This window comes from Paenibacillus agricola (assembly GCF_011440305.1).
Classification (GTDB): Bacteria; Bacillota; Bacilli; order Paenibacillales; family NBRC-103111; genus Paenibacillus_S; species Paenibacillus_S agricola.
On sequence record NZ_JAAOIW010000024.1, the window covers coordinates 27,359 to 46,869 of the forward strand.

The 19,511-nt window shown below is 42.9% G+C and carries 22 protein-coding genes and 2 pseudogenes; 18 read left to right on the forward strand and 6 right to left on the reverse strand.

Features of this window, described 5'->3' with window-relative positions:
- The first annotated feature begins 26 nt into the window (after positions 1-26).
- The 8 genes from G9U52_RS34860 (at position 27) to G9U52_RS34895 (ending at position 5,746) form a co-directional block, all read left to right on the forward strand.
- On the forward strand, positions 27-953 hold the full coding sequence (locus tag G9U52_RS34860; RefSeq protein WP_166156787.1) for a carbohydrate ABC transporter permease: 927 nt from the start codon (positions 27-29) through the stop codon (positions 951-953).
- Entirely contained in the window at positions 940-1,785 is an 846-nt protein-coding gene (locus G9U52_RS34865) for a carbohydrate ABC transporter permease (RefSeq protein ID WP_207953395.1), read from the forward strand. Before G9U52_RS34860 ends, G9U52_RS34865 begins: the two co-directional genes overlap by 14 nt.
- A gap of 129 nt (positions 1,786-1,914) precedes the next feature.
- On the forward strand, positions 1,915-3,276 hold the full coding sequence (locus tag G9U52_RS34870) for an ABC transporter substrate-binding protein (protein WP_166156793.1): 1,362 nt from the start codon (positions 1,915-1,917) through the stop codon (positions 3,274-3,276).
- Positions 3,277-3,431: 155 nt separating this feature from the next.
- Positions 3,432-3,677 (forward strand): spore gernimation protein GerQ, encoded by a 246-nt coding sequence (locus G9U52_RS34875; protein WP_166156965.1) that lies wholly within the window; start codon positions 3,432-3,434, stop codon positions 3,675-3,677.
- A gap of 11 nt (positions 3,678-3,688) precedes the next feature.
- Positions 3,689-4,075, forward strand: a complete 387-nt coding sequence (locus G9U52_RS34880; RefSeq protein ID WP_166156796.1) for a spore coat protein — start codon at positions 3,689-3,691, stop codon at positions 4,073-4,075.
- A complete protein-coding gene (locus G9U52_RS34885; RefSeq protein WP_166156799.1) occupies positions 4,072-5,208 on the forward strand; it encodes a zinc-dependent alcohol dehydrogenase in 1,137 nt (378 codons plus the stop codon). Before G9U52_RS34880 ends, G9U52_RS34885 begins: the two co-directional genes overlap by 4 nt.
- Before the next feature lie 29 nt (positions 5,209-5,237).
- Positions 5,238-5,438 (forward strand): hypothetical protein, encoded by a 201-nt coding sequence (locus G9U52_RS34890; RefSeq protein ID WP_166156802.1) that lies wholly within the window; start codon positions 5,238-5,240, stop codon positions 5,436-5,438.
- Positions 5,439-5,449: 11 nt separating this feature from the next.
- Positions 5,450-5,746, forward strand: a complete 297-nt coding sequence (locus G9U52_RS34895; protein ID WP_166156805.1) for a spore coat protein — start codon at positions 5,450-5,452, stop codon at positions 5,744-5,746.
- A gap of 322 nt (positions 5,747-6,068) precedes the next feature.
- Here G9U52_RS34895 and G9U52_RS34900 read toward each other — a convergent pair whose 3' ends face one another.
- Positions 6,069-7,232: a M24 family metallopeptidase gene (locus G9U52_RS34900; protein WP_166156808.1), complete on the reverse strand. Its 1,164-nt coding sequence runs from the start codon at positions 7,230-7,232 to the stop codon at positions 6,069-6,071.
- A 227-nt stretch (positions 7,233-7,459) separates the two neighbouring features.
- Between G9U52_RS34900 and G9U52_RS34905 the strand changes: the two genes are divergently transcribed.
- The 8 genes and pseudogenes from G9U52_RS34905 to G9U52_RS34940 form a co-directional block, all read left to right on the forward strand.
- Entirely contained in the window at positions 7,460-8,467 is a 1,008-nt protein-coding gene (locus tag G9U52_RS34905) for a LacI family DNA-binding transcriptional regulator (RefSeq protein ID WP_166156811.1), read from the forward strand.
- Between the two features lie 103 nt (positions 8,468-8,570).
- Positions 8,571-9,077, forward strand: coding sequence for a TRAP transporter small permease (locus G9U52_RS34910; protein ID WP_166156814.1), 507 nt, complete (start codon positions 8,571-8,573; stop codon positions 9,075-9,077).
- A gap of 2 nt (positions 9,078-9,079) precedes the next feature.
- Positions 9,080-10,375: a TRAP transporter large permease gene (locus G9U52_RS34915; protein ID WP_207953396.1), complete on the forward strand. Its 1,296-nt coding sequence runs from the start codon at positions 9,080-9,082 to the stop codon at positions 10,373-10,375.
- 45 nt (positions 10,376-10,420) lie between these two features.
- Positions 10,421-11,461 (forward strand): TRAP transporter substrate-binding protein, encoded by a 1,041-nt coding sequence (locus G9U52_RS34920; RefSeq protein WP_243767740.1) that lies wholly within the window; start codon positions 10,421-10,423, stop codon positions 11,459-11,461.
- Between the two features lie 76 nt (positions 11,462-11,537).
- Entirely contained in the window at positions 11,538-12,509 is a 972-nt protein-coding gene (locus G9U52_RS34925; RefSeq protein ID WP_166156975.1) for an aldo/keto reductase family protein, read from the forward strand.
- Between the two features lie 40 nt (positions 12,510-12,549).
- Positions 12,550-13,548: an aldose 1-epimerase gene (locus G9U52_RS34930; RefSeq protein WP_166156817.1), complete on the forward strand. Its 999-nt coding sequence runs from the start codon at positions 12,550-12,552 to the stop codon at positions 13,546-13,548.
- A 33-nt stretch (positions 13,549-13,581) separates the two neighbouring features.
- Entirely contained in the window at positions 13,582-13,824 is a 243-nt protein-coding gene (locus tag G9U52_RS34935; protein ID WP_166156820.1) for a hypothetical protein, read from the forward strand.
- Between the two features lie 430 nt (positions 13,825-14,254).
- Positions 14,255-14,401 (forward strand): annotated as a pseudogene (locus tag G9U52_RS34940) (IS5/IS1182 family transposase); the annotation flags it as partial.
- Positions 14,402-14,515: 114 nt separating this feature from the next.
- On the opposite strand, the gene G9U52_RS34945 reads toward G9U52_RS34940, so the two are convergent.
- Together G9U52_RS34945 and G9U52_RS34950 are read right to left on the reverse strand one after the other, a co-directional pair.
- Positions 14,516-14,974: a carboxymuconolactone decarboxylase family protein gene (locus G9U52_RS34945; RefSeq protein WP_166156823.1), complete on the reverse strand. Its 459-nt coding sequence runs from the start codon at positions 14,972-14,974 to the stop codon at positions 14,516-14,518.
- 124 nt (positions 14,975-15,098) lie between these two features.
- Positions 15,099-15,413, reverse strand: a complete 315-nt coding sequence (locus G9U52_RS34950; protein WP_166156826.1) for a hypothetical protein — start codon at positions 15,411-15,413, stop codon at positions 15,099-15,101.
- Positions 15,414-15,563: 150 nt separating this feature from the next.
- Here G9U52_RS34950 and G9U52_RS34955 point away from each other — a divergent pair.
- Positions 15,564-16,052, forward strand: a pseudogene (locus G9U52_RS34955) (ATP-binding cassette domain-containing protein); the annotation flags it as partial.
- A 20-nt stretch (positions 16,053-16,072) separates the two neighbouring features.
- The gene (locus G9U52_RS39545) at positions 16,073-16,225 is read left to right on the forward strand and encodes a hypothetical protein (RefSeq protein WP_207953405.1); all 153 of its coding nucleotides are present in this window, start codon (positions 16,073-16,075) and stop codon (positions 16,223-16,225) included.
- A gap of 694 nt (positions 16,226-16,919) precedes the next feature.
- Here the strand turns inward: G9U52_RS39545 and G9U52_RS34960 are convergent.
- The 3 genes from G9U52_RS34960 to iolB form a co-directional block, all read right to left on the reverse strand.
- Positions 16,920-17,126 carry a hypothetical protein gene (locus G9U52_RS34960; RefSeq protein WP_166156829.1) on the reverse strand — a complete coding sequence of 69 codons (207 nt, stop codon included), beginning with the start codon at positions 17,124-17,126 and terminating at the stop codon, positions 16,920-16,922.
- 760 nt (positions 17,127-17,886) lie between these two features.
- Positions 17,887-18,558 (reverse strand): GntR family transcriptional regulator, encoded by a 672-nt coding sequence (locus tag G9U52_RS34965; RefSeq protein WP_166156832.1) that lies wholly within the window; start codon positions 18,556-18,558, stop codon positions 17,887-17,889.
- A 98-nt stretch (positions 18,559-18,656) separates the two neighbouring features.
- The gene (iolB, locus tag G9U52_RS34970) at positions 18,657-19,454 is read right to left on the reverse strand and encodes a 5-deoxy-glucuronate isomerase (RefSeq protein WP_166156835.1); all 798 of its coding nucleotides are present in this window, start codon (positions 19,452-19,454) and stop codon (positions 18,657-18,659) included.
- Positions 19,455-19,511: the final 57 nt, after the last annotated feature.

Here is a 19,511-nt window from a genome sequence, read left to right on the forward strand (position 1 = left end):
AAAAAGATTGGAGGGTTCCTAAGGAAATGGAAACACTCATTACAGAAAATAATAAACCGCTGGAAAAGGTAGGATTCAAAAAAAAAAGAAAAGTTAAAGAGGAAACCGTCTTCGGCTATCTCTTTCTTCTGCCGACCATTGGAGCATTTATCGTATTTTCGTTAGTTCCTACTCTTGCGGTATTTGTACTCAGCTTATTTCAATGGGATTTAATTCGTCCCCCTGTATTTCTGGGGCTCGAGAATTATGTGCAAATTTTTTCCAGCCAGGATTTCTGGCATTCACTCTGGGTGACCATTAAATATGTGTTTTACAGCCAAACACCTAAGCTTCTAATAGCACTACTATTAGCTCTTTGCTTGAATAAATCGCTGCCGGGAATTAGAGCTTTTCGGATTCCCATTATTTTGCCTTGGATCGCCATGCCAATTGCCGTAGCTACGGTTTGGCGTTGGATCTTGGATCCGATGACCGGTTTGCTAAATTATTATTTGTCGAAAATAGGAATCCCGGGAATCACCTGGTTCTCACCTAGCAATACGCTTCAATCTATAGCGTTGGTTGATGTGTGGCAGCATTTTGGTTTTACGACCATTTTGTTTTTAGTTGGCTTGCAAAGTATCCCAACCATGTATTATGAAGCCGCAGAAATTGATGGTGCCAGGCGCTTCAAGGCATTTTGGCACATTACGCTTCCCTTGTTAAAACCGACGATATTGTTTATTCTCATAACCTCGCTTATCGGTTCCTTTCAAGTGTTTGATATTGTGTATGCAACCACACATGGCGGACCGGGTGACTTATCACGTGTGTATTACTATATGATTTATGAAAAAGCCTTCAACTCCTTGCAGATGGGTTATGCATCTGGTTTAAGCGTGATTTTGTTTACCATTCTTATGATACTTACACTTATTCAGCTTCGTGTTTTCCGGGATAATGACACTAACTAAGCAGGTGATAGCCTTGAAAAAAATAGATGCGGTTATTATTTACACCGTACTTAGCATTATGACAATTATAGTTATTATTCCATTCCTATGGATGACTAGTACAGCGTTTAAACCACAGAAACAGACTTTTAAATTTCCACCGGAGTGGATACCTGCTCCTTTTACATGGGATAACTTTGCAAGAGTATGGAATGAGATGCCATTTGGCCATTACATTTTGAACACGATCTTTATCACGTTAGTCATTTTGATTGGGCAATTGTTGTTTTCTTCGATGGCGGCTTATAGCTTCTCCCGTTTGGAATTTCCTGGGCGAAATTTGATCTTTGTCATTTTTATCGGAAGCTTAATGATCCCAGAAATCGTGACGATGATTCCACAGTACTTGATCATGAGGGAGCTTGGCTGGTTAAACACCTTTAAAGCGATTACCACACCCCAGATGTTCGGCAATGCGTTTGGCGTATTTCTGCTCAGACAATATTTGATTGGAATACCCAAGGAATTGGATGAAGCTGCGAAAATAGATGGATCAGGAATCATTCGCACGTTCACGACGATTATTTTGCCATTAACCAAACCAGCCTTGAGTACGCTTGCTGTATTTACCTTGGTAAAATCGTGGAACAGCTTCCTGTGGCCCCTGGTAGTCACTACTTCCCAACAAAAGTTTGTGCTAACTATTGGTTTGGCCAATTTAAATGGACAATACAGCGCAGATTGGGCAGCGATTATGGCCGCTTCTTTTATCGCCCTCTTGCCAATCATCGTGCTTTTTGCTTTCTTCCAAAGATTTTTTATTCAGTCCATTCAAATGAGTGGCTTGAAATAAAATAATTAAAAGTTGGGGAGGTGACCATCTCTTCAAATGGTGGACTAATCATTTTTTTCAAGGTTGGGGTCAAAACAATGCAGGAATGAAATCGCTTTCGCTTCAAACTAAATAAAAGGAGGCATATGAATGAAAAAAACTAATTTTGTGATTGTGAGCATGCTCATTTTCGCCATTTTTTTAGCGGGCTGCAGTTCATCTAACCCAAATGTGGGATCAAGTACATCGCCAGCTCCTGAGGCTTCAAAAGCACCAACAGCCGACAAACAGATCACCCTGCGCTATGCCGTTTGGGGAGCACAGCCGACTTACCAAAAGGTCGTTGATGCTTTTATGAAAGAAAACCCAAATATCAAAGTAGAGCTTCAAGTGACTCCATGGGCCAATTTCTGGGATAAATTATTTACTGAGCTTGCAGGAGGTACAGCTCCCGATGTGTTCTGGGGACATTTAACCCGCCTACCCAGCTTAATGGAAAAGGGCGCACTGATGGATATATCAGCCAATATCAAAAAAGATAATATTGATATGAGTAAATATAGCGATGCTATTATAAAAGCATACACGAAGGATGGCAAAACCTATGCCATTCCGCAGCAATGGTCAACCATTGGCATTATTTACAATAAGGATTTGCTGAAAAAAGCAGGCTTCAACGAATACCCGAAAGATCTGTCCTGGAATCCGAAGGATGGCGGGACGCTGATTCCATTCCTGCAAAAGCTGACTGTGGATAAAAATGGGAAACATCCGAATGAGCCGGGATTTGATCCCAAAAATATCGTCCAGTACGGCTACAACTTTGTAGATAAGGATCAAATCGATCCGGGCCAATTTATTGGGTATGCAGCACAAAACGGCGGTACGATCTTAAACGCTGAGGGTAAGCTGGCTTATGATGACAAATTGCTGGAAACGTATCAATTTATGTATGACCTCACCTTTAAATACTTCGTCGCTCCTTCCTACACAACGATCCGTACAGGTGGGTCTGAAGCCAAGTTTGTTGGACAGCAAATTGCAGTTTGGAATGACGGCAACTGGATGATGACGCCGCTTAAGCAAAAAGCAGATTTTGAGTGGGGCATCACATCCATCCCTGCTGGTCCACAAGGAAAGGTGGCTACGACGCTTGGTTTGGGTGATGTTATTAACTCCAAGACGAAGTATCCTGAAGAATCCTGGAAGTTCATTAAATTCATTACAGGAAAAACAGGCCAGGATATTATTGGCGGAACAGGGGCTTACTTCCCCGGCTTAAGTGACTCCAATGCTTCGTTCCTTGACTTCTATAAAAGTCAAGGCATCGATGCAATGCCATTCGCTGAAAATTCAAAATTACCTGCCGTAGCAGCACCAGTAACGAAAAATTACAACGAATGGCTTCAGGTTTGGACTAAGTATACCAGCTTGATGCTTTCAGGTGAAATGGATCCCAAAACCACCCTGGATAAGATCAAAGCTGAAGGCGACCCTGTAGCAGTGAAATAGCCTTTAATTTGTAGTCTTCAGATTTCACAAGCCTCTAGTGATTACAATCAAAAATAAGCTCTCAGGATCAGTGGATCTTGGGAGCTTATTTCTGCATAAACCCAAACTTTTAGGAAAAGCTAAGGTTATTGACAAATTGGAGGTGAGAATTTTTGATGAACCAACAAGGATTAGCACCTCACGAATCGATGGAGCTTCATGAAGCTCTGAACTTTAAAACGCTTTGCCTGGCCAAATCGAAATTGATGCAAGGTCTCGTTTTTGACCAAGATCTCAAAGCGCTCATGCAGAAGGACGTAGAGCAATCTATTCAAGCCATTGGTGAGCTGCAAGCCATCTATGCGAGAGCCCCTTTTCAAACAGATGTTCCACAAAGCCGCCCTACATCTATCTTAAATTGAGGTGAAATAACATGAATAACGATTATTTAGACCCTATTAACGCGTTAAATATGCCGGAAATGGCAGATATGACCTTTGCCATGGACTTCCTCATGCGAGCAAAGGAGGGAGTAAGAAATACGGCAATCGCCTTAACGGAAACCGTTTCACCGGATGCAAGAGAGCTGCTGAAGAACCAGCTTCACCAAGGCCTTGCGCTGCATCAGGAAATTTCTGACTTCATGATGAGCAAGAAATGGTTCCATCCTTATGAGTTGACCGAACAGTACCAATTGGATCAGCTTTCGGCGAAAAATACGGTCATGATCGGGCAAATGAATCTGTTCCCGGGCGATACGTCACGTAAAGGCATGTTCGATCGGGCACCAGATGAACATATTGGGGGAAGAACACAATGAAGGCCGTAACGTACCAAGGTATTAAAAATGTCGTTGTCAAAGAGGTACCGGATTCGAAAATAGAGAAGCCCGACGATATGATCGTGAGGATGACAAGTACCGCGATATGTGGATCAGACCTGCACCTTATTCACGGAATGATTCCGAATATGCAGGAGAATTATGTCATCGGGCATGAGCCTATGGGCATCGTCGAAGAGGTGGGGCCGGGCGTCACCAAGCTAAAGAAAGGTGACCGGGTTATCATCCCGTTCAACATTGCTTGCGGCGATTGCTTTTATTGTAAGAATCAATTGGAAAGCCAATGTGATAACTCCAATGAAAACGGCGAGATAGGCGCTTATTTTGGGTACTCAGGAACGACCGGAGGCTACCCGGGCGGGCAGGCCGAATATTTACGTGTACCCTTCGCCAATTTCACACACTTCAAAATTCCAGATAACTGTGAAGAGCCTGATGAGAAGCTGTGCTTAATCGCCGATGCTATGACAACTGCATTCTGGAGCGTGGATAACTCAGGTGTGAAGGATGGGGATACGGTGATTGTGCTGGGCTGTGGCCCGGTGGGGCTGCTTGCGCAGAAATTTTGCTGGCTGAAGGGTGCAAAGCGAGTTATTGCTGTTGACTACATCGATTATCGTCTACAGCACGCGAAACGTACGAATAACGTGGAAATTGTCAATTTCGAGTCAGAACCAAATATTGGCAGCCATCTGAAGGAAATGACTAAGGGAGGCGCTGATGTCGTCATTGATGCTGTAGGAATGGACGGCAAAATGAGCGATCTGGAGTTTCTAGCAAGTGGCTTGAAGCTGCAAGGTGGTGCGATGGGCCCGATCGTGATTGCTTCGCAGGCTGTTCGTAAAGGCGGTACCATTCAAATTACCGGAGTATATGGCGGACGCTACAATGGCTTCCCACTGGGCGATATCATGCAACGCAATGTCAATATTCGCTCCGGACAAGCTCCTGTTATTCATTATATGCCTTATATGTATGAGTTAATTACAACAGGCAAAGTCGATCCGGGTGACGTGGTAACACACGTAATTCCACTTAGTGAGGCGAAGCATGGATATGAAGTATTCGATACGAAGACGGATAATTGCATCAAGGTTATTCTGAAACCATAAGCTTTACTCTTACTAGGAGGGAAATCAAAATGAATTCGACTTACGCCTTACATGAGACGATGGAGATTCATGAAATCGCCGCCTTCAAAACCGTCTGCATGACAAAATCCAAAATGATGCAAGCTCTGATTACCGATCCAAAGCTAAAAGAAATTTTGCAAGAGGATATTCAGTTATCAACGAGACAGCTGCAGGAGCTTGGCAACGTGCTGTCCAAAACCATGGGATAGGAGATGAGAGCATGAACACGATTTTAGAACACTTGGCGGGCTTGAATTCGCTGACAGATGAAGTTATTGCCATGGATTTCCTGATCAACGCTAAGAACGGCATCCGCAATTACGCTATGGCTGTAACCGAATGTGCCACACCGGAAATCAAGACCATTTTAATGAACCATCTTGATGAAGCAATCGCAACCCACGAGAAGATCGTGAGCTATATGATGTCACGGGAACTCTATAGGCCTTTCCATATTAAAGAACAAATTCAATTAGATTTGCTAAACATCCAGACAGCTATGGATATTCCCAGCTAACCTGCGGTAGATGAAAGCCTTATTATTCGTATTGATTATCAAGACAGCATTTCGGACCAAAGGAAACGGATACTGCCAGTAAAGGAATGACGGTTATTCCTTTATTGAAGGTGGGCCAGTCGACAAAGAGTGTGCATTTATGAGGAGGATGGAGGCATAATATTTGAACAAGCAGCCTCTTGTGGTACATGAAACTACCAATGGGACTTCAGCCTCGGCTTGGAACTCAGAACCTAAAAGATAGGAATGGATATGCTCGGCAACAATCATCCAGCTTAGGCTGGATGATTGTTGCCGAAATGTAAGCGTGATAGAAAAGAGCTTATTTGCGCCCATTTTCGTAGCTTTTACGCATACCCATAAGATCGTTGACAGGTTCTGCGCCATGTTCTGTAATTATGCAGGTTGGCTCTACGCGAACCCCTCCGAAAGGGAATCCATGCAAATCAAATTTAATTCCAAATACCATTCCCGGCTCAAACACGAATTCGCTGGATGGACCCAAGTCCGGATATTCTACGACCTCTAACCCGACACCGTGGCCGATAGCGCGCATGCCTTTGGTATAAGGAACGAAGTATTGGGATAAATTAGCTTCGTCCGTAAGTCTCAGTGTTTCTTTAAATAATTCACTGCCCTTCATACCGGGCTTAATAAAATTGACCATCCGCTGATTGGTCTCATAGGCAAAATCCATAATCTTGATTTGTTCCTCGCTGGCTCCTTCCATGGCGATGGTTATTCCGGTATCGGAACAGTAACCAAGCACAGAAGGATTGAAATCAAACCAAACATAATCGCCACGCTCTATCTTACGCTCCATTGGGCGCCAAGTAGGAAGATCCGTATGCATGCCGGATACAACAAGATATGCCGAACCAATATCACCGCCACGCGACCTTGTAATATATTCACCGATAGCAGAAAGCTCGATCTCTGTTTTTCCGACTTCCGTTTGCTCTAATGCGGCAAGGATGCTATCATCCGCCAATTTACCAGCCGCCCGGATCAGATCAAGCTCATTTTTGCTTTTATATAATCTTTCTTGGATGACAATATCCGAGGATTCTACGATCGTAATACCCTTAAATCCCTTCTCCATTTCACGATACAGGGAAATCGGGAATAACTCTTCTCCAACGACGCCGATCTTTTTGACCGGGTAACCAAGGGCTTCGACAAGCTTTGGTAATTCTGTTCTCATTTCATAAATATTGTGGGCACTCTTAACCCAGGAAAAGCGTTTGGCTGCAAACCGGTTTAAATTGCCCATAAAAGCGTGAATCTCGCCTTCTAATGGAAGAAAAAGAGCATGAGCAGATTCTTCGATACAGTTGATGGTTCTATGATTGGTATAGTACATCGAGTAACCGGGATGATATTCATCACTATAAATAAAAAGAGCATCTAACCCTGCCTCTTTCATCTTTGCTCTCGTACGATCCACGCGTCTTTGAAATTCAGTTGAGAGTACTTCTAGTGCCATTTGTTATTCCTCCAGTTATATAATTAGATTAGTTTTGCATGTGTGATAATTCACCGTGAACGTTCACGGAAATAATATACGACAATGACAAAGGGAAAGTCAATACCTTTTTTGAAAACGCTTATAAATTGCACTATTATCTAAAATAAGTTGACATTAGCTATAAAAGAGTGTTAATTTAGTTTATGAACTTACCGTGAACGTTCACATTTTAGGAGTGATATTTAATGGATCGCAAGATCACAATAAATGATGTAGCTGAGAAAGCAGGAGTTTCCCGCCAAACCATTTCAAGAGTACTAAATAATAAAGGGGACGTTAATGAGACCACAAGAAAACGAGTTCTACGTATTATAGAAGAGCTTGATTTTCAGCCGAGTATGCAGGCGCGCAGTATGGTAACCCGCAAAACGAACACGATTGCACTGCTGATTCCTGACATCACCAATCCTTTCTTCTCCGAAATTGTGCGCGGGATAGATCGGACTGTTCGGGCTACGAATATCAATGTGCTTTTATTTTCAACTGATGAAGAAGTTTCCCGGGAGGTCTCCTGCATTCAACTGGCTCAAAATTATAATGTAGACGGCATCATTTTGTGCAGCCCCCGGCTTGATGAAATCAATCTGCGAAAACTTATTTCGAGCAAACTTCCTGTCGTATTGTTGAATCGTGAAATCGCAGAAATGAATAAGGTCTACAGTATTATAGTTGACGCACAAACTGGTGGTTATACAGCGGCGAAGTATTTGCTTGATCTGGGGCATAGAAGTATTGGCATCCTTGTCGGACCGGCTTATGCAGACAGCAGTGTAAAAAGATTGATTGGTTATAAAAAGGCACTCTCTGATTATGCGGTACCTTTAGACGAAAGCTTAATCCTGCACATCGATCACCAACATGATAAGATTCACGAAAATACACAACTGCTAGTTAAACGCAATGCAACCGCGATCTTGGCTTACAATGACATGACCGCCGCCAAAATCATTCAATCGTGTACGGAAATGGGCCTTGAGGTACCGAAGGATATATCTGTTATTGGTTTTGACGGCATTCCTATATCCAGGCTCGTCAATCCCCGGTTAACAACCATGGATCTGCCGCTGTATGAGATGGGAGAAATGATAGCCAACACACTTATGAAAATGATCAACGGAGAAGAAACACATACGAAGCTTACGGTAGTGCTTCCGCTATTGAAAGTTGGGCAATCCACAAGGGCTATAACTTAAGGGCTATAACTTAACTTGTTTCTTCTTCTTGTGAAAATGAAAGCGCAAACTACGTTCAAAGCTTACTTTATGTACATGATCAACCCTATGAGGAGTGGACAACTTGAAGAGAATATCTCGAGTATTCCTTGCTATCGATAGTGCTTTGGAAGCCTTTTCCTTAATGGCCTTACTCACTATGATTATCATTGTCACCATTCAGGTTATAACGAGGAAGCTATTTAATTTTGTGTTTTTTTGGTCGGAGGAAATTACGTTATTGTTGTTAATTTGGTTTTCCTTTATGGGGATTGCCATTGGGTTTAGGGAAAAGCTGCATATGGGAATGGATTCATTTACAAACCTGTTTCCGGCGTCGTTCAATCGGGTGCTGGATAAGGTGATCTATGCAAGTATCTTTTTGTTCGGGCTCTACTTGATTTATTACGGCTGGGATTTTACCTTAATGATGAATGAGTCGGAGCTCGCTGCAACAGGGCTGCCGAACAGTATCACGTATGTAATTATGCCGATTACCGGAGTTATGACGAGCATATATTCGCTTCTTCAATTTTTCGGGATTGAAACCAAACGGCATCAAGGGATAGATGAAGGGGAAGGGGGTCACTAATTATGGATACGACAACAGCAATCATTATTTTATGTGCCAGTTTTACACTGTTTGTTTTGCTGCGGTTTCCGATTTCATTGACGCTCGCAGGCTCCTCGATTATTACTTTGTTATACTTGAAAGTACCGCTTGCCGCGATAGGCCAAACGATGATCCAGGGCATGAATTCCTTCACGCTGCTTACGATCCCATTCTTTATTCTGGCCGGACAGATTATGGGCCAAGGAAAGATGGCGCTTCGCATGGTGAATTTGGCGCAGCTTCTCGTAGGCGGCGTTCGCGGCGGACTGGCAATGGTAAACAGCGTGGCCTGCATGTTTTTCGGCAATATCTCGGGCTCAGCCGTAGCGGATGTTTCATCCATTGGCTCCGTCATGATTCCTATGATGAAGAAAAAGGGCTACGATACCGACTATGCGGTTGGCGTTACCGTCTCCTCCTCCATACAGGGAGTAGTTGTTCCACCCAGTCACAATTTAGTGCTTTATTCCCTAGCGGCGGGTGGAGGCATTTCGATCACCAGCTTGTTTCTAGCGGGGATTGTACCAGGGTTACTGCTGTGCGTCACTCTAATGACTGTAAGTTATATCATTGCAGTGAAGCGAGGTTATCAGAAAGGGGAGCCTGTACTGAAAAAGGATATCCCCGGAATCCTTAGGGATGGCTTGCTTTCGATGATGTCGGCCGTTATTATCCTTGGTGGAATTTTTACGGGTTGGTTCACGGCTACAGAATCCGGTGCGATCGCGTGCCTGTACGCTTTTATTTTAACATTTTTTGTTTACAAGGATATTCCTCTTTCAAGAATGTGGCTGATATTGCAGAGAACCTTCCGTACCGTTGCGATGGTCCTGTTTCTAATAGCCGCCTCCGCATCGTTTGGCTGGGTGCTTGCTTTTCTTAAAGTTCCCGGTATGATGACCGATTGGATGCTTAGTGTTTCAGATAACCCCATTATCATTCTATTGATTATTAACGTACTTCTATTGGTCCTTGGCGCGCCGATGGACATGGCTCCTTTAATTATGATAATGACTCCGATCCTGCTGCCGGTTGTCACGGCGATTGGAATGGATCCTGTACATTTTGGAATCATAATGATGCTTAACACCGGCATAGGGCTGTTGACGCCACCGGTAGGCACGGTTTTATTTGTTGGCTGCTCATTAGGAAACATCTCTATCGATCAAGGCACGAAGGCTATGATGCCTTTCTTTTATGCAATGTGCGTCATATTGATGGTTCTTACTTATGTTCCTGGGCTTGTGATGTGGTTGCCCAATTTATTTGCTAAATAAGCGTAACAAAGCAACAATACAAAATTCGAACAAGGAGTGATTGAATTGGAAAAAAGGACGAAAATTGTTAAAACTATGCTTGCTAGTTTTCTTATGGTCAGTGTAGCGTTGACTGGCTGCTCTGCAAACAAAGCATCGGATAATACGCCAGAAACAGATGCTGGGATGAAAGCGGAAGGCCCTAAGCTCACATTGCGCTTGGCGGATACGCTTGCCGTGGATCATCCGATTGTAGCTGCCGACAAAAAATTTGCCGAGATGGTAAGTGAGCGTACGAATGGACGGATTAAAATCGAAGTGTTCGCAAACTCCCAATTGGGAGAAGAGAAAACTACGATTGAACAAGTTCAGCTTGGAGCCCTCGATTTTGTTCGTACGGGAGCCGGGGCATTGGCTGGCTTCAGCAAGAAATTTGAAGTGTTTAGTTTGCCCTATATTTTCGAATCTGAGGAGCATCAATTTAAATTTCTCGAGAGCGCAATCGGAACCAAGATGTTAGACGGTTTGGAGTCATCCCGAATGAAAGGCCTTGCCTATTACTCTGCAGGCGCCAGAAGCTTTTATTCACGTAAGCCGCTCACGGGCATTGCTGATTTAAAAGGGCAAAAAATTCGTGTCATCCAGAACAAGGTGAATGTGGATTTAATTGATGCTCTGGGAGCTAATGCAACACCAATGGCATTTGGGGAAGTGTTCAGCGCTTTGCAAACGGGTGTTATTGATGCCGCTGAAAATAGCTTTGCTAACCTATATACGTCGAACCATCAGCAGCAAGCAAAGAATCTAATTATAGATCAACATCAACGCGTGCCTGAAGTGCTGATCATCAGTAAAACCACTTGGGATAAACTGCCTGAAGAGGATCGCAAAATAGTAAAGCAAGCCGCTCTTGATTCTGTGAAGATAGAAAGAGAACTATTTGATAAGTTCGAAAAAGATGCGGAAGCGAAAATTAGAGCAGCCGGCGTAACCGTGACGGAAGTGAAGGACCTTAAACCATGGCAGGATGCTGTAAAGCCTGTTATTGACAAATACCGTAAAGAGTTCCAGGAAGAGCTTGATGCGATCGAAAAAGCGAAGAAATAACGAAATTAAATAAAAAAAGTAATCCATCAACTGAACGGGATGGATTACTTTTTTTAAGATAGGAGTTAAAAGCATGATGAAATATAGACGATTAGGCACAAGCGGATTGAAAGTAAGCGAGATCGGATTAGGAAGCTGGTTTTATGGAACCGGGTCCGAAAGCCAGAGTGCGGTCGAATGTATCCGCAAGGCCTATGAGCTCGGAATCAACTTTTTCGATAACGCGAATTTATATAAAGGCGGAGCCGCTGAAGTGGTACTTGGGCAAACCTTGAAGGATTTTCCGAGAGCCAGTTATGTACTGGCAACAAAAGTGTATTTTCCGATGGGGAGCGGGCCGAATGACAGAGGGCTTTCCAGAAAACATATTATCGAGCAGTGCGAAGCAAGTCTTCAGAGACTGAATGTGGACTATATCGACTTGTACCAGTGCCATAAATATGATTCCGAAACACCTTTGGAAGAAACGTTACGAGCTATGGACGACCTCATTTCCCAAGGGAAGGTGCTGTACGCCGGTGTCAGTGAATGGAGCGCGGCACAAATCATCGATGCGGTTCACCTGGCGAAGCAACTGAACCTCCGCCCGCTCATTTCCAACCAGCCGATCTATAATATGCTCGTACGTTATATCGAGAAAGAAGTGCTCCCCGTCTGCGAACGTCAAGGGCTGGGCCAGGTCGTGTTTTCCCCGCTGGCGCAAGGCATCCTCACAGGCAAATACCGGGCGGGTCAGGTGATCCCGGCCGATAGCCGCGCAGCCAATGATAGCACAAACAAATTTATTGCAAGCTACTTGAAAGATGGAGTGCTTTACTGTGTCGAAAGACTCGAGAAGGTGGCTCAGGGGATGGGTGTTCAGCTCCCGGAGATGGCGCTTGCCTGGGTCTTGAGGCAGCCGGGCGTCAGTTCAGCGATTATCGGAGCCAGCCGTCCATCGCAAATTGAGAACAACGTAAAAGCGTTGGAGATCGAATTGACCCCTGATTTGCTGCGGGAAATTGAGGACATTTTAATAGAAATCGACGGATTTGCTCCTGCTTGGTAGGTAGGAAGAATGGCGCTGCTTTGCGCTAGGAGGTGACAGGGTGGCAGAGGTATACCAAGGTTTATTTCATGGCGAAAAGGCTTTTTGGTTGGAAACTGACCAATATCAAGCTGCCGTATTACCTGAAATAGGAGCCAATCTAATTGCGTTTCGCGATCGACGTAAAGGTTACAAGTTTTTGCGTGAGCCGTCGCTTGAAGACATGGAAGCGTTCAAGGAAAAGCCGAGAAACCACGGCATTCCTGTATTGTTTCCACCTAATCGTTTCGAAGACGGCAGATTTTCCTTCAACGGCAAGAAATATTCTTTTCCCATTAACGAAGAAAAGACAGGCAATCACATACACGGCTTCTTTTATAATCGGGCTTGGGAAGTGCTTGAATACGGTAAGAATGAGGATGAAAGCTTTATTGTTTTGCATCAAGATGTGAATGAAAAGCACGGGGTGTTTTCTTATTTCCCACATACCTTCAAATTCAAAATTAAATATACACTCTCGGCACAAGGACTATCCCAGAAGGTGGAGATTCAGAACTGCGGGGACGATCCTATGCCTTGTATGCTGGCTTTTCATACTGCACTCAATGCGCCGTTTTCGCCGAATTCCACTATTGAGGACTGCCTTTGTAAAATTACCATCGGGGAGAGGTGGGAGTTGGACGCGCGCATGCTGCCGACCGGTCGTAAACAGCCGTTGGGAGAGCGTGAGCTGTCGATGAAACACGGGTTCGTCTCCCCCTTTTCCGAACCCATGGACAATCATTATACCGCCTTGCCGCAAAACGGGAAAAACTATATCGAGCTTATCGACACGCGTGAGAAAGTACGCTTGATCTATGATGTGGGAACCCGGTATAAGCAGTGGATGATATGGAACAATAAGGCGGCGGGCGGCTATTTCTGCCCAGAACCCCAAATCAATTTGGTCAATGCCCCTAATGTCAACCTGCCCGATGAAAGCAAAGGCTTGATTGCATTGGAGCCCGGACATATGTGGACGGAAACAAGCCGTTTCTACGTTGAGGATTATAATGAATGATAGATACTAGCCAAAGAGGAGGTTCATATAATCATGGACGTACACACATACAAGCGATGGCAACGGGTATGGACTTGGTGGAAAGAGACGGCAGCGTTCAAGCTGGAGCCCAACTGGTACACGAGTATGGCGGATGCGCCTAAGGATGCGGCGGACGGTACGAGAATCAGTGTAGTGGATGAAGTACGGACGGATTATGAAAGGCGTCGAGGCGAATGGGACAAGGTACAGGAGATTACAGAGGAGGATTGCAAGCGAATATATGGGGAGTGCTGATCATGGGTTAGGTCACATGGGATAAGCTTCTTGAAGCTGAATCGCTGCATCATACAGCAGGTAGCGCTTAATACTGTTAGTAATGATGGATTGTTATACAAGCGCCGCTTCCGAAGAGTCTGTCGATCTTCAAAGCTACAGCGGAATAAAGTGGACGTATCAGGCCAAGCGTTTGCCGATAGATAACACGATTTGAATGCCCAGACCTAAATAAGGACCCGAAACAGCGACAGCGGCGGATTTATAACGATATTAGAATTTGTAAATGTTTGGAGCCACAGGAGTGGCTCCATTTCTGCTATTCAGAGGAGGTTAAGCCATTGTTAGTGCTCCGCTGGTGGATAGCCCAAATCGACCTTGAAGTCCAACCTTCCCCATACTTCTATTTTAATAGATTTGGGAGTTTACACAATGTATTTTACAGAATCCCGCTTTCTTTGGCTATAAAACACATCTTGCGATGAATGAAAAACGTATCATTACAGCAGTTATCATTACAACAGGTGAAAAAAGTGATGGGAAGAAGCAACTTCAAACCTTGATACAAAAAAGCCGTGAAAGCGGCAAGGCCTTAGAGTGATATTCTATGACTTGCCATAGCTTGTACCGCTAGGACCCTTGAACGACTAGCAAATGTTGGCCGAAGACACTACTCTTAAGCGCGTGATCTATGCTTTGCTTTTACAACTGATTAGCTCAGTCCTGCTTTAGTCAATCCAAACGCCGCGTCAGCTGAACCCGGTACAGTCTTGAAGGCGACGTTTATGCGGTTCCAAGCATTGATCGCCATGATCGAGAAGGTCAGGTCCGAAATTTCTTTTTCAGACAACTGCCCGCGAACACGGTCATAAAGTTCGTCAGGTACGCCTTGCTCAGGCAGTTTGGTCAGGACCTCGGTCCATGCCAGTGCGGCCCGTTCGCGTGGAATAAACAGAGTGGATTCCCGCCAAATCGAGATGTGGTAGAGGCGAAGCTCGCTCTCACCATGGATTTTGGCCTCCTTAACGTGCATGTCCAAGCAGAATCCGCACCCATTGATTTGTGAATCCCTGATGTGAACGAGATCGCGGATCTTCTGTTCAATTGTGTTATCCTTTTCGGCGTTGCTCAAATCCATTAACTTCTTGAAAAATTCTGGTGATTGTTGCATGTAATTTACACACGTTTCATTTTCAAATTTAATGTTATCAACTTACTATCAGGGATCATCTTCGTCATAAGGATATACATGATATGAACTAATGATGGCATCGCGGTCGAATACGTCCGCATCGTCACGAAGATGTTATTGTCGAGTCGTTTGTGGACGATTCGTGAGCACGAAATTGTGTTATTGCTTTTACCGTTTTCTTTTCCAGCGATAGAATCAGATCCCTCAATATACGCTTGGCCACAGTAGGGGATTCCGGAACAGCCCCCATACCTACATACTGACAGGGTCCCCGACTACACATCCCGATGATGATAGTCGCTTTTTTTGTCAGTGGCAATCGACCATATTGGAATTCCAACGGTCCTTCCTTTAATTCGACGTAACCCAGAGTCTCAACAACACCTACCAGGCAAACCGGACAATTGCTAAAGCCCATGGTGTCTTCATCCCTTTCTGTTCTGTTTGTGCCAGCCCCGAAAATGAGAGTCTTTGATCAGAGAAAAAAACTCTATGTTTTTGTTTTGACTCTAATAAGACAATTGGCGATCTCATTGTGTGACATATTTTGTCTCCAACTCGATGCCGTAAAACTTATGAAGAGATTAGATCATATATTTCAAACTATGGCTTTGAAGGAGAAATCGTTAATCAAAAGATAGAATCTTTATCTGGTGGAGAAAAAAATATGCTTCAATTGGCTAAAGTTTCTGCCAGTAAAGCAAACGTATTGCTTCTTGATGAACCGACAAGTCATTTAGACACCTATACACAAATAGCACTGGAGAAAGCCATTGAAGACTACAAAGGTGCGATTCTCATGATTTCTCATGATTTCTATTCTGTGGTAAATGGTATGGATTATGTTTTAATCATTGACGATAAGACGATTAGAAAAATGACTATACAAAAATTTAGAAAGATGATTTATGCTAGTCATTTTGATAGAGACTATTTGGAAACTGAACAAAAGAAAAAATCAGTTGAAACGAAAATAGAATTGGCTTTAAAAGATACTAATTTTGAACTTGCAAAAGTATTGCTTGATGAGCTAGAAGAACTGATTAAGTTGCTTTAAATCATAACCCTCTGATTGAAATGATTACAAGAATCAATTTATTATACTGGGAATTACGGCTACGACGGATCGGCGACGGGAAAGATGTGTATGCGTTATGTGATGGTAATGTTGCGTATCAGATTCATTTCATTGAAGCGATCCGCAGACAGTGGTTGGCTCCATTCACATAAGATCTTTTGGTGGAGTTAATCATACAGAACTATGATAATTTTGACTCTGAGACAAGATCGCTAGTACCTTTGAGAAAATTATATTGGCCTATTTGATGTTTATTTTTAGGATATGAGTGTTAATTCCTATATGATGGCCATGATCTTTACGAAGGTTTATATAGAAAGATTGCAGTAACGGGACGAGATATTCACTAATAAAAAATCATGGATTTGTTGATGGAAATAAGCGGATAGGTCAAAAAAAAAATTATATTAGTGTCGGAAGTTAAAATCATTGTTACATTAAAAGTCGCATAAGTCGCGGCTTTTTTTAGTTATGTAATAAGGTTCTTGTCATCAGTCGCTGTCAAGAACCTTATTACATTTCCGATAAGTGACAAGAACCTTATTACATTCCCGACGAGTTAACATAATATTTTTACGTAAACAATTGGCGCTGAGAATGCTAATGTTAAGCCTAAACTGAGGGCGTGAGAGTTGTCGACAACAAACATCAGATACAAATGCGCGTTCGCGATGCTATTGTCCGGTTGCTTGGAGCGAAACCCTATCAACAGAAGAGAGGGGATTGATCCGCCTGTGACTCCCAGAGAAAGTGAAGCCCTTATCTAAAGAGGATTTGGAAAAGTATGGGGGTAAATTTTCATCTCTGGAGACCGTGTTCAAAAGCCGACCTGTCAATTTCCAGTTCTCATATAGTAACGAAAAGGAAGGTTTCCTGGTAATCCGCCGAATAGGCGATCAATCTATGACGTTGTCGGACGAAGAGAAAGCCGCCCTTAAACAATCGATTTATGAGGCGGTCGGAGGTGGATTTACTACTATCCTTAACTTTAAATACAAGCTTTTGCGTTGCAGCGAACATAAGCGTTCCACCAAGTGCCAATCCCAGCAACATTAAAAGCAATGCTACTCCTGGACCTAGGACGTACTGATCGATTTGCCGATTAAAAATTTTGACTAATTCGAACGAGATATCAAAAATAACTAAAGAGCCGATGTAGAACACGAGAATACCGGGAACAAATCGGCTAATAGCGATGTTCTGCTTGGTGAATTTTAATAAACCGAAAATAAGCGTAGCAGTAGCGATTGCATAGAAAATAAATAGTAAAAAATATCGCGATATCCTTGCTGCCTGAAGTGTAAAAGCTCTATCAAACTATATGTAAGTCATCCTCCTTCAAACTAATCGTAGAAGTTTTTTAAACATTTTCAAATGGTAAAAGAACTCTATCGTGGTCGTCCTTTCTTCTTTAATTAATGAATATTATGACAAACCAACTTAGCATTGATGATCTGATCGATTCTTTCACAATTTATCTTGAAATAAACAAAAATTATTCTAAGGCACTGTTGAAGTAAATCATTTGAAACAGCAGAGAAAACGATTCAAGGCATTTAAACGATGCATATGATCAGGAAGGGGCAGGTCATATTGAAAAATTTGTCTGTCCCTAATACCGTGAATTCTTCCAAAAGTTATTCGGTTTGTTGGCATAAAAGTTTATTCCAAAATACAACTGGATTATGTTTATTCTTTTCTTGCACCACAACCTCTATTTCTGATCCAAAGGAAAAAAGCAGGATGCTATGGCAACCTGCTTTTCCATCAAGCATTATGATCATTATAATGGAATTCTGAAAGGAACTATATATTATTGAAAAAAACTTCTGGTTCTCTGATGAGAGTTGCTGATATGGATCCTCATGGCCTTCTCTGCCATTTGGTTATTGCGTTCCTTAAGATAATTCAAAATTTCCTGATGTTCGTGCCATTCCTTTTTTACCGTTTCAATATCCAAATCCCGACGGGCAAAAATCAAATATCTTTCTATCCTTTGCAAATAAAGCTTAATTAGTTTGCTTAAGTTTTCATTGTGGGAATACCTTAAAATCGTTCCGTGAAGCTGCTCATTCATCTTCATTACCGTTTCCAAATTTCCTTCGCAATGATCTATGGATATAAAGGATTGCTTCATCTCTTGATCCAACCAATTGATTTCAGCCTCCGTGATAAGCTGCGTCGCCTTTCGCGTCGCATAACCTTCCAACTCAATCCGCAGTTCGTATAATTCATCCAGATCCTGCAGGCTCATTTCAGCCACGGAAACCCCTTTATAGGGGATAACATGCACTAACCCTTCGGTAGCCAATCGTGATAGAGCCTCACGAATAGGATTGTTGCTGACATTCAAATCGCGCGCCATTTGGTCAATGTTAATTTTTTCCCCGGGTGAGAGGGTGTAAGAGAGAATTTGATCTCTGATGGAAGTGTAAATGTCCTCTGTAATTAATTTTCGCTTATTTCGAGATTCATTGTTTTTCAATTGTTATCCATCCTAAGATCATTAGTATATTTATTTATCATCATAAATCAAAAACTTAGGTAATAGCAAGGTTTCATGTGAATAAATACACTCTTATTTTACAAAAGCCATTTGTGGTCGGGATCATCATACGGTCTTAAAGTTCTGCCGGTTTCTCCAGCCATGAACCACAAGTAATATACTTGGTATCCACCCGCCGCACTAACAGGATGATATCCTTTTTCAATCGCAAAGCTGTCTCCGTTTCTTATGATGTAAGCTTGGTCGATACTATGGTCCTTCGTGTAATGAAGTTGAATACCAAAACCTTGTTGGGGGTTAATTTGATAGTGATAAATCTCCTCAAGATTCGGCTCTTCCGGAGCAAATTCACCGTCATGCTTGTGGGGTGGATAGCTTGACCAATGTCCAGATTGATTGTATGTCTCGCCTAAGATAATCCGATGTACTTTACCATTTCCGTTATCAGCAATGATATCGTGCACTTCCCGCTGCCATGTCTCTTTCCCGCGTTGATTAACAACGACCTCGCCAGGTCTCACAACGAAAGGCTTATATTTCTTCTCTGCTTTCACTTTGCACACAGCGATTTGCACATCATTCGTTTGAGCTGTTATTTGATATGCTGATTGGCAAGGTATATAGACGGCAGTAGCTCTTCCTTCAAATACATGATTCCTCTCACCGAGATCACTCCACGTTTCGTCTTCACAGACAATAGCCACAGTCCCTGTTAAAATAACTAAGGCCGTTTCACAATTGCTCGTTTCAGCGGTATATCGTTCATCTTTATTTAAAGTAATTTTTCCGAGCGCTAGATATTTTAACAGACTCCGATCTTCTTTGAAAATATCTTGATAGCCATGAATCTGCTGTTCTTTGAAGAAACGAGACAAATCTACCACTCCTTTATGATTTGCTTAATGACAAAAGCGGCCATAGACATGACCGCT

Bases quoted from the DNA above. Each gene is read 5' to 3' on its own strand.
- G9U52_RS34860 (WP_166156787.1), top strand. From the start codon at position 27: ATGGAAACACTCATTACAGAAAATAATAAACCGCTGGAAAAGGTAGGA.
- G9U52_RS34865 (WP_207953395.1), top strand. From the start codon at position 940: ATGACACTAACTAAGCAGGTGATAGCCTTGAAAAAAATAGATGCGGTT.
- G9U52_RS34870 (WP_166156793.1), top strand. From the start codon at position 1,915: ATGAAAAAAACTAATTTTGTGATTGTGAGCATGCTCATTTTCGCCATT.
- G9U52_RS34875 (WP_166156965.1), top strand. From the start codon at position 3,432: ATGAACCAACAAGGATTAGCACCTCACGAATCGATGGAGCTTCATGAA.
- G9U52_RS34880 (WP_166156796.1), top strand. From the start codon at position 3,689: ATGAATAACGATTATTTAGACCCTATTAACGCGTTAAATATGCCGGAA.
- G9U52_RS34885 (WP_166156799.1), top strand. From the start codon at position 4,072: ATGAAGGCCGTAACGTACCAAGGTATTAAAAATGTCGTTGTCAAAGAG.
- G9U52_RS34890 (WP_166156802.1), top strand. From the start codon at position 5,238: ATGAATTCGACTTACGCCTTACATGAGACGATGGAGATTCATGAAATC.
- G9U52_RS34895 (WP_166156805.1), top strand. From the start codon at position 5,450: ATGAACACGATTTTAGAACACTTGGCGGGCTTGAATTCGCTGACAGAT.
- G9U52_RS34900 (WP_166156808.1), bottom strand. From the start codon at position 7,232: ATGGCACTAGAAGTACTCTCAACTGAATTTCAAAGACGCGTGGATCGT.
- G9U52_RS34905 (WP_166156811.1), top strand. From the start codon at position 7,460: ATGGATCGCAAGATCACAATAAATGATGTAGCTGAGAAAGCAGGAGTT.
- G9U52_RS34915 (WP_207953396.1), top strand. From the start codon at position 9,080: ATGGATACGACAACAGCAATCATTATTTTATGTGCCAGTTTTACACTG.
- G9U52_RS34925 (WP_166156975.1), top strand. From the start codon at position 11,538: ATGAAATATAGACGATTAGGCACAAGCGGATTGAAAGTAAGCGAGATC.
- G9U52_RS34935 (WP_166156820.1), top strand. From the start codon at position 13,582: ATGGACGTACACACATACAAGCGATGGCAACGGGTATGGACTTGGTGG.
- G9U52_RS34945 (WP_166156823.1), bottom strand. From the start codon at position 14,974: ATGCAACAATCACCAGAATTTTTCAAGAAGTTAATGGATTTGAGCAAC.
- G9U52_RS34950 (WP_166156826.1), bottom strand. From the start codon at position 15,413: ATGGGCTTTAGCAATTGTCCGGTTTGCCTGGTAGGTGTTGTTGAGACT.
- G9U52_RS39545 (WP_207953405.1), top strand. From the start codon at position 16,073: ATGATTACAAGAATCAATTTATTATACTGGGAATTACGGCTACGACGG.
- G9U52_RS34960 (WP_166156829.1), bottom strand. From the start codon at position 17,126: ATGTTGCTGGGATTGGCACTTGGTGGAACGCTTATGTTCGCTGCAACG.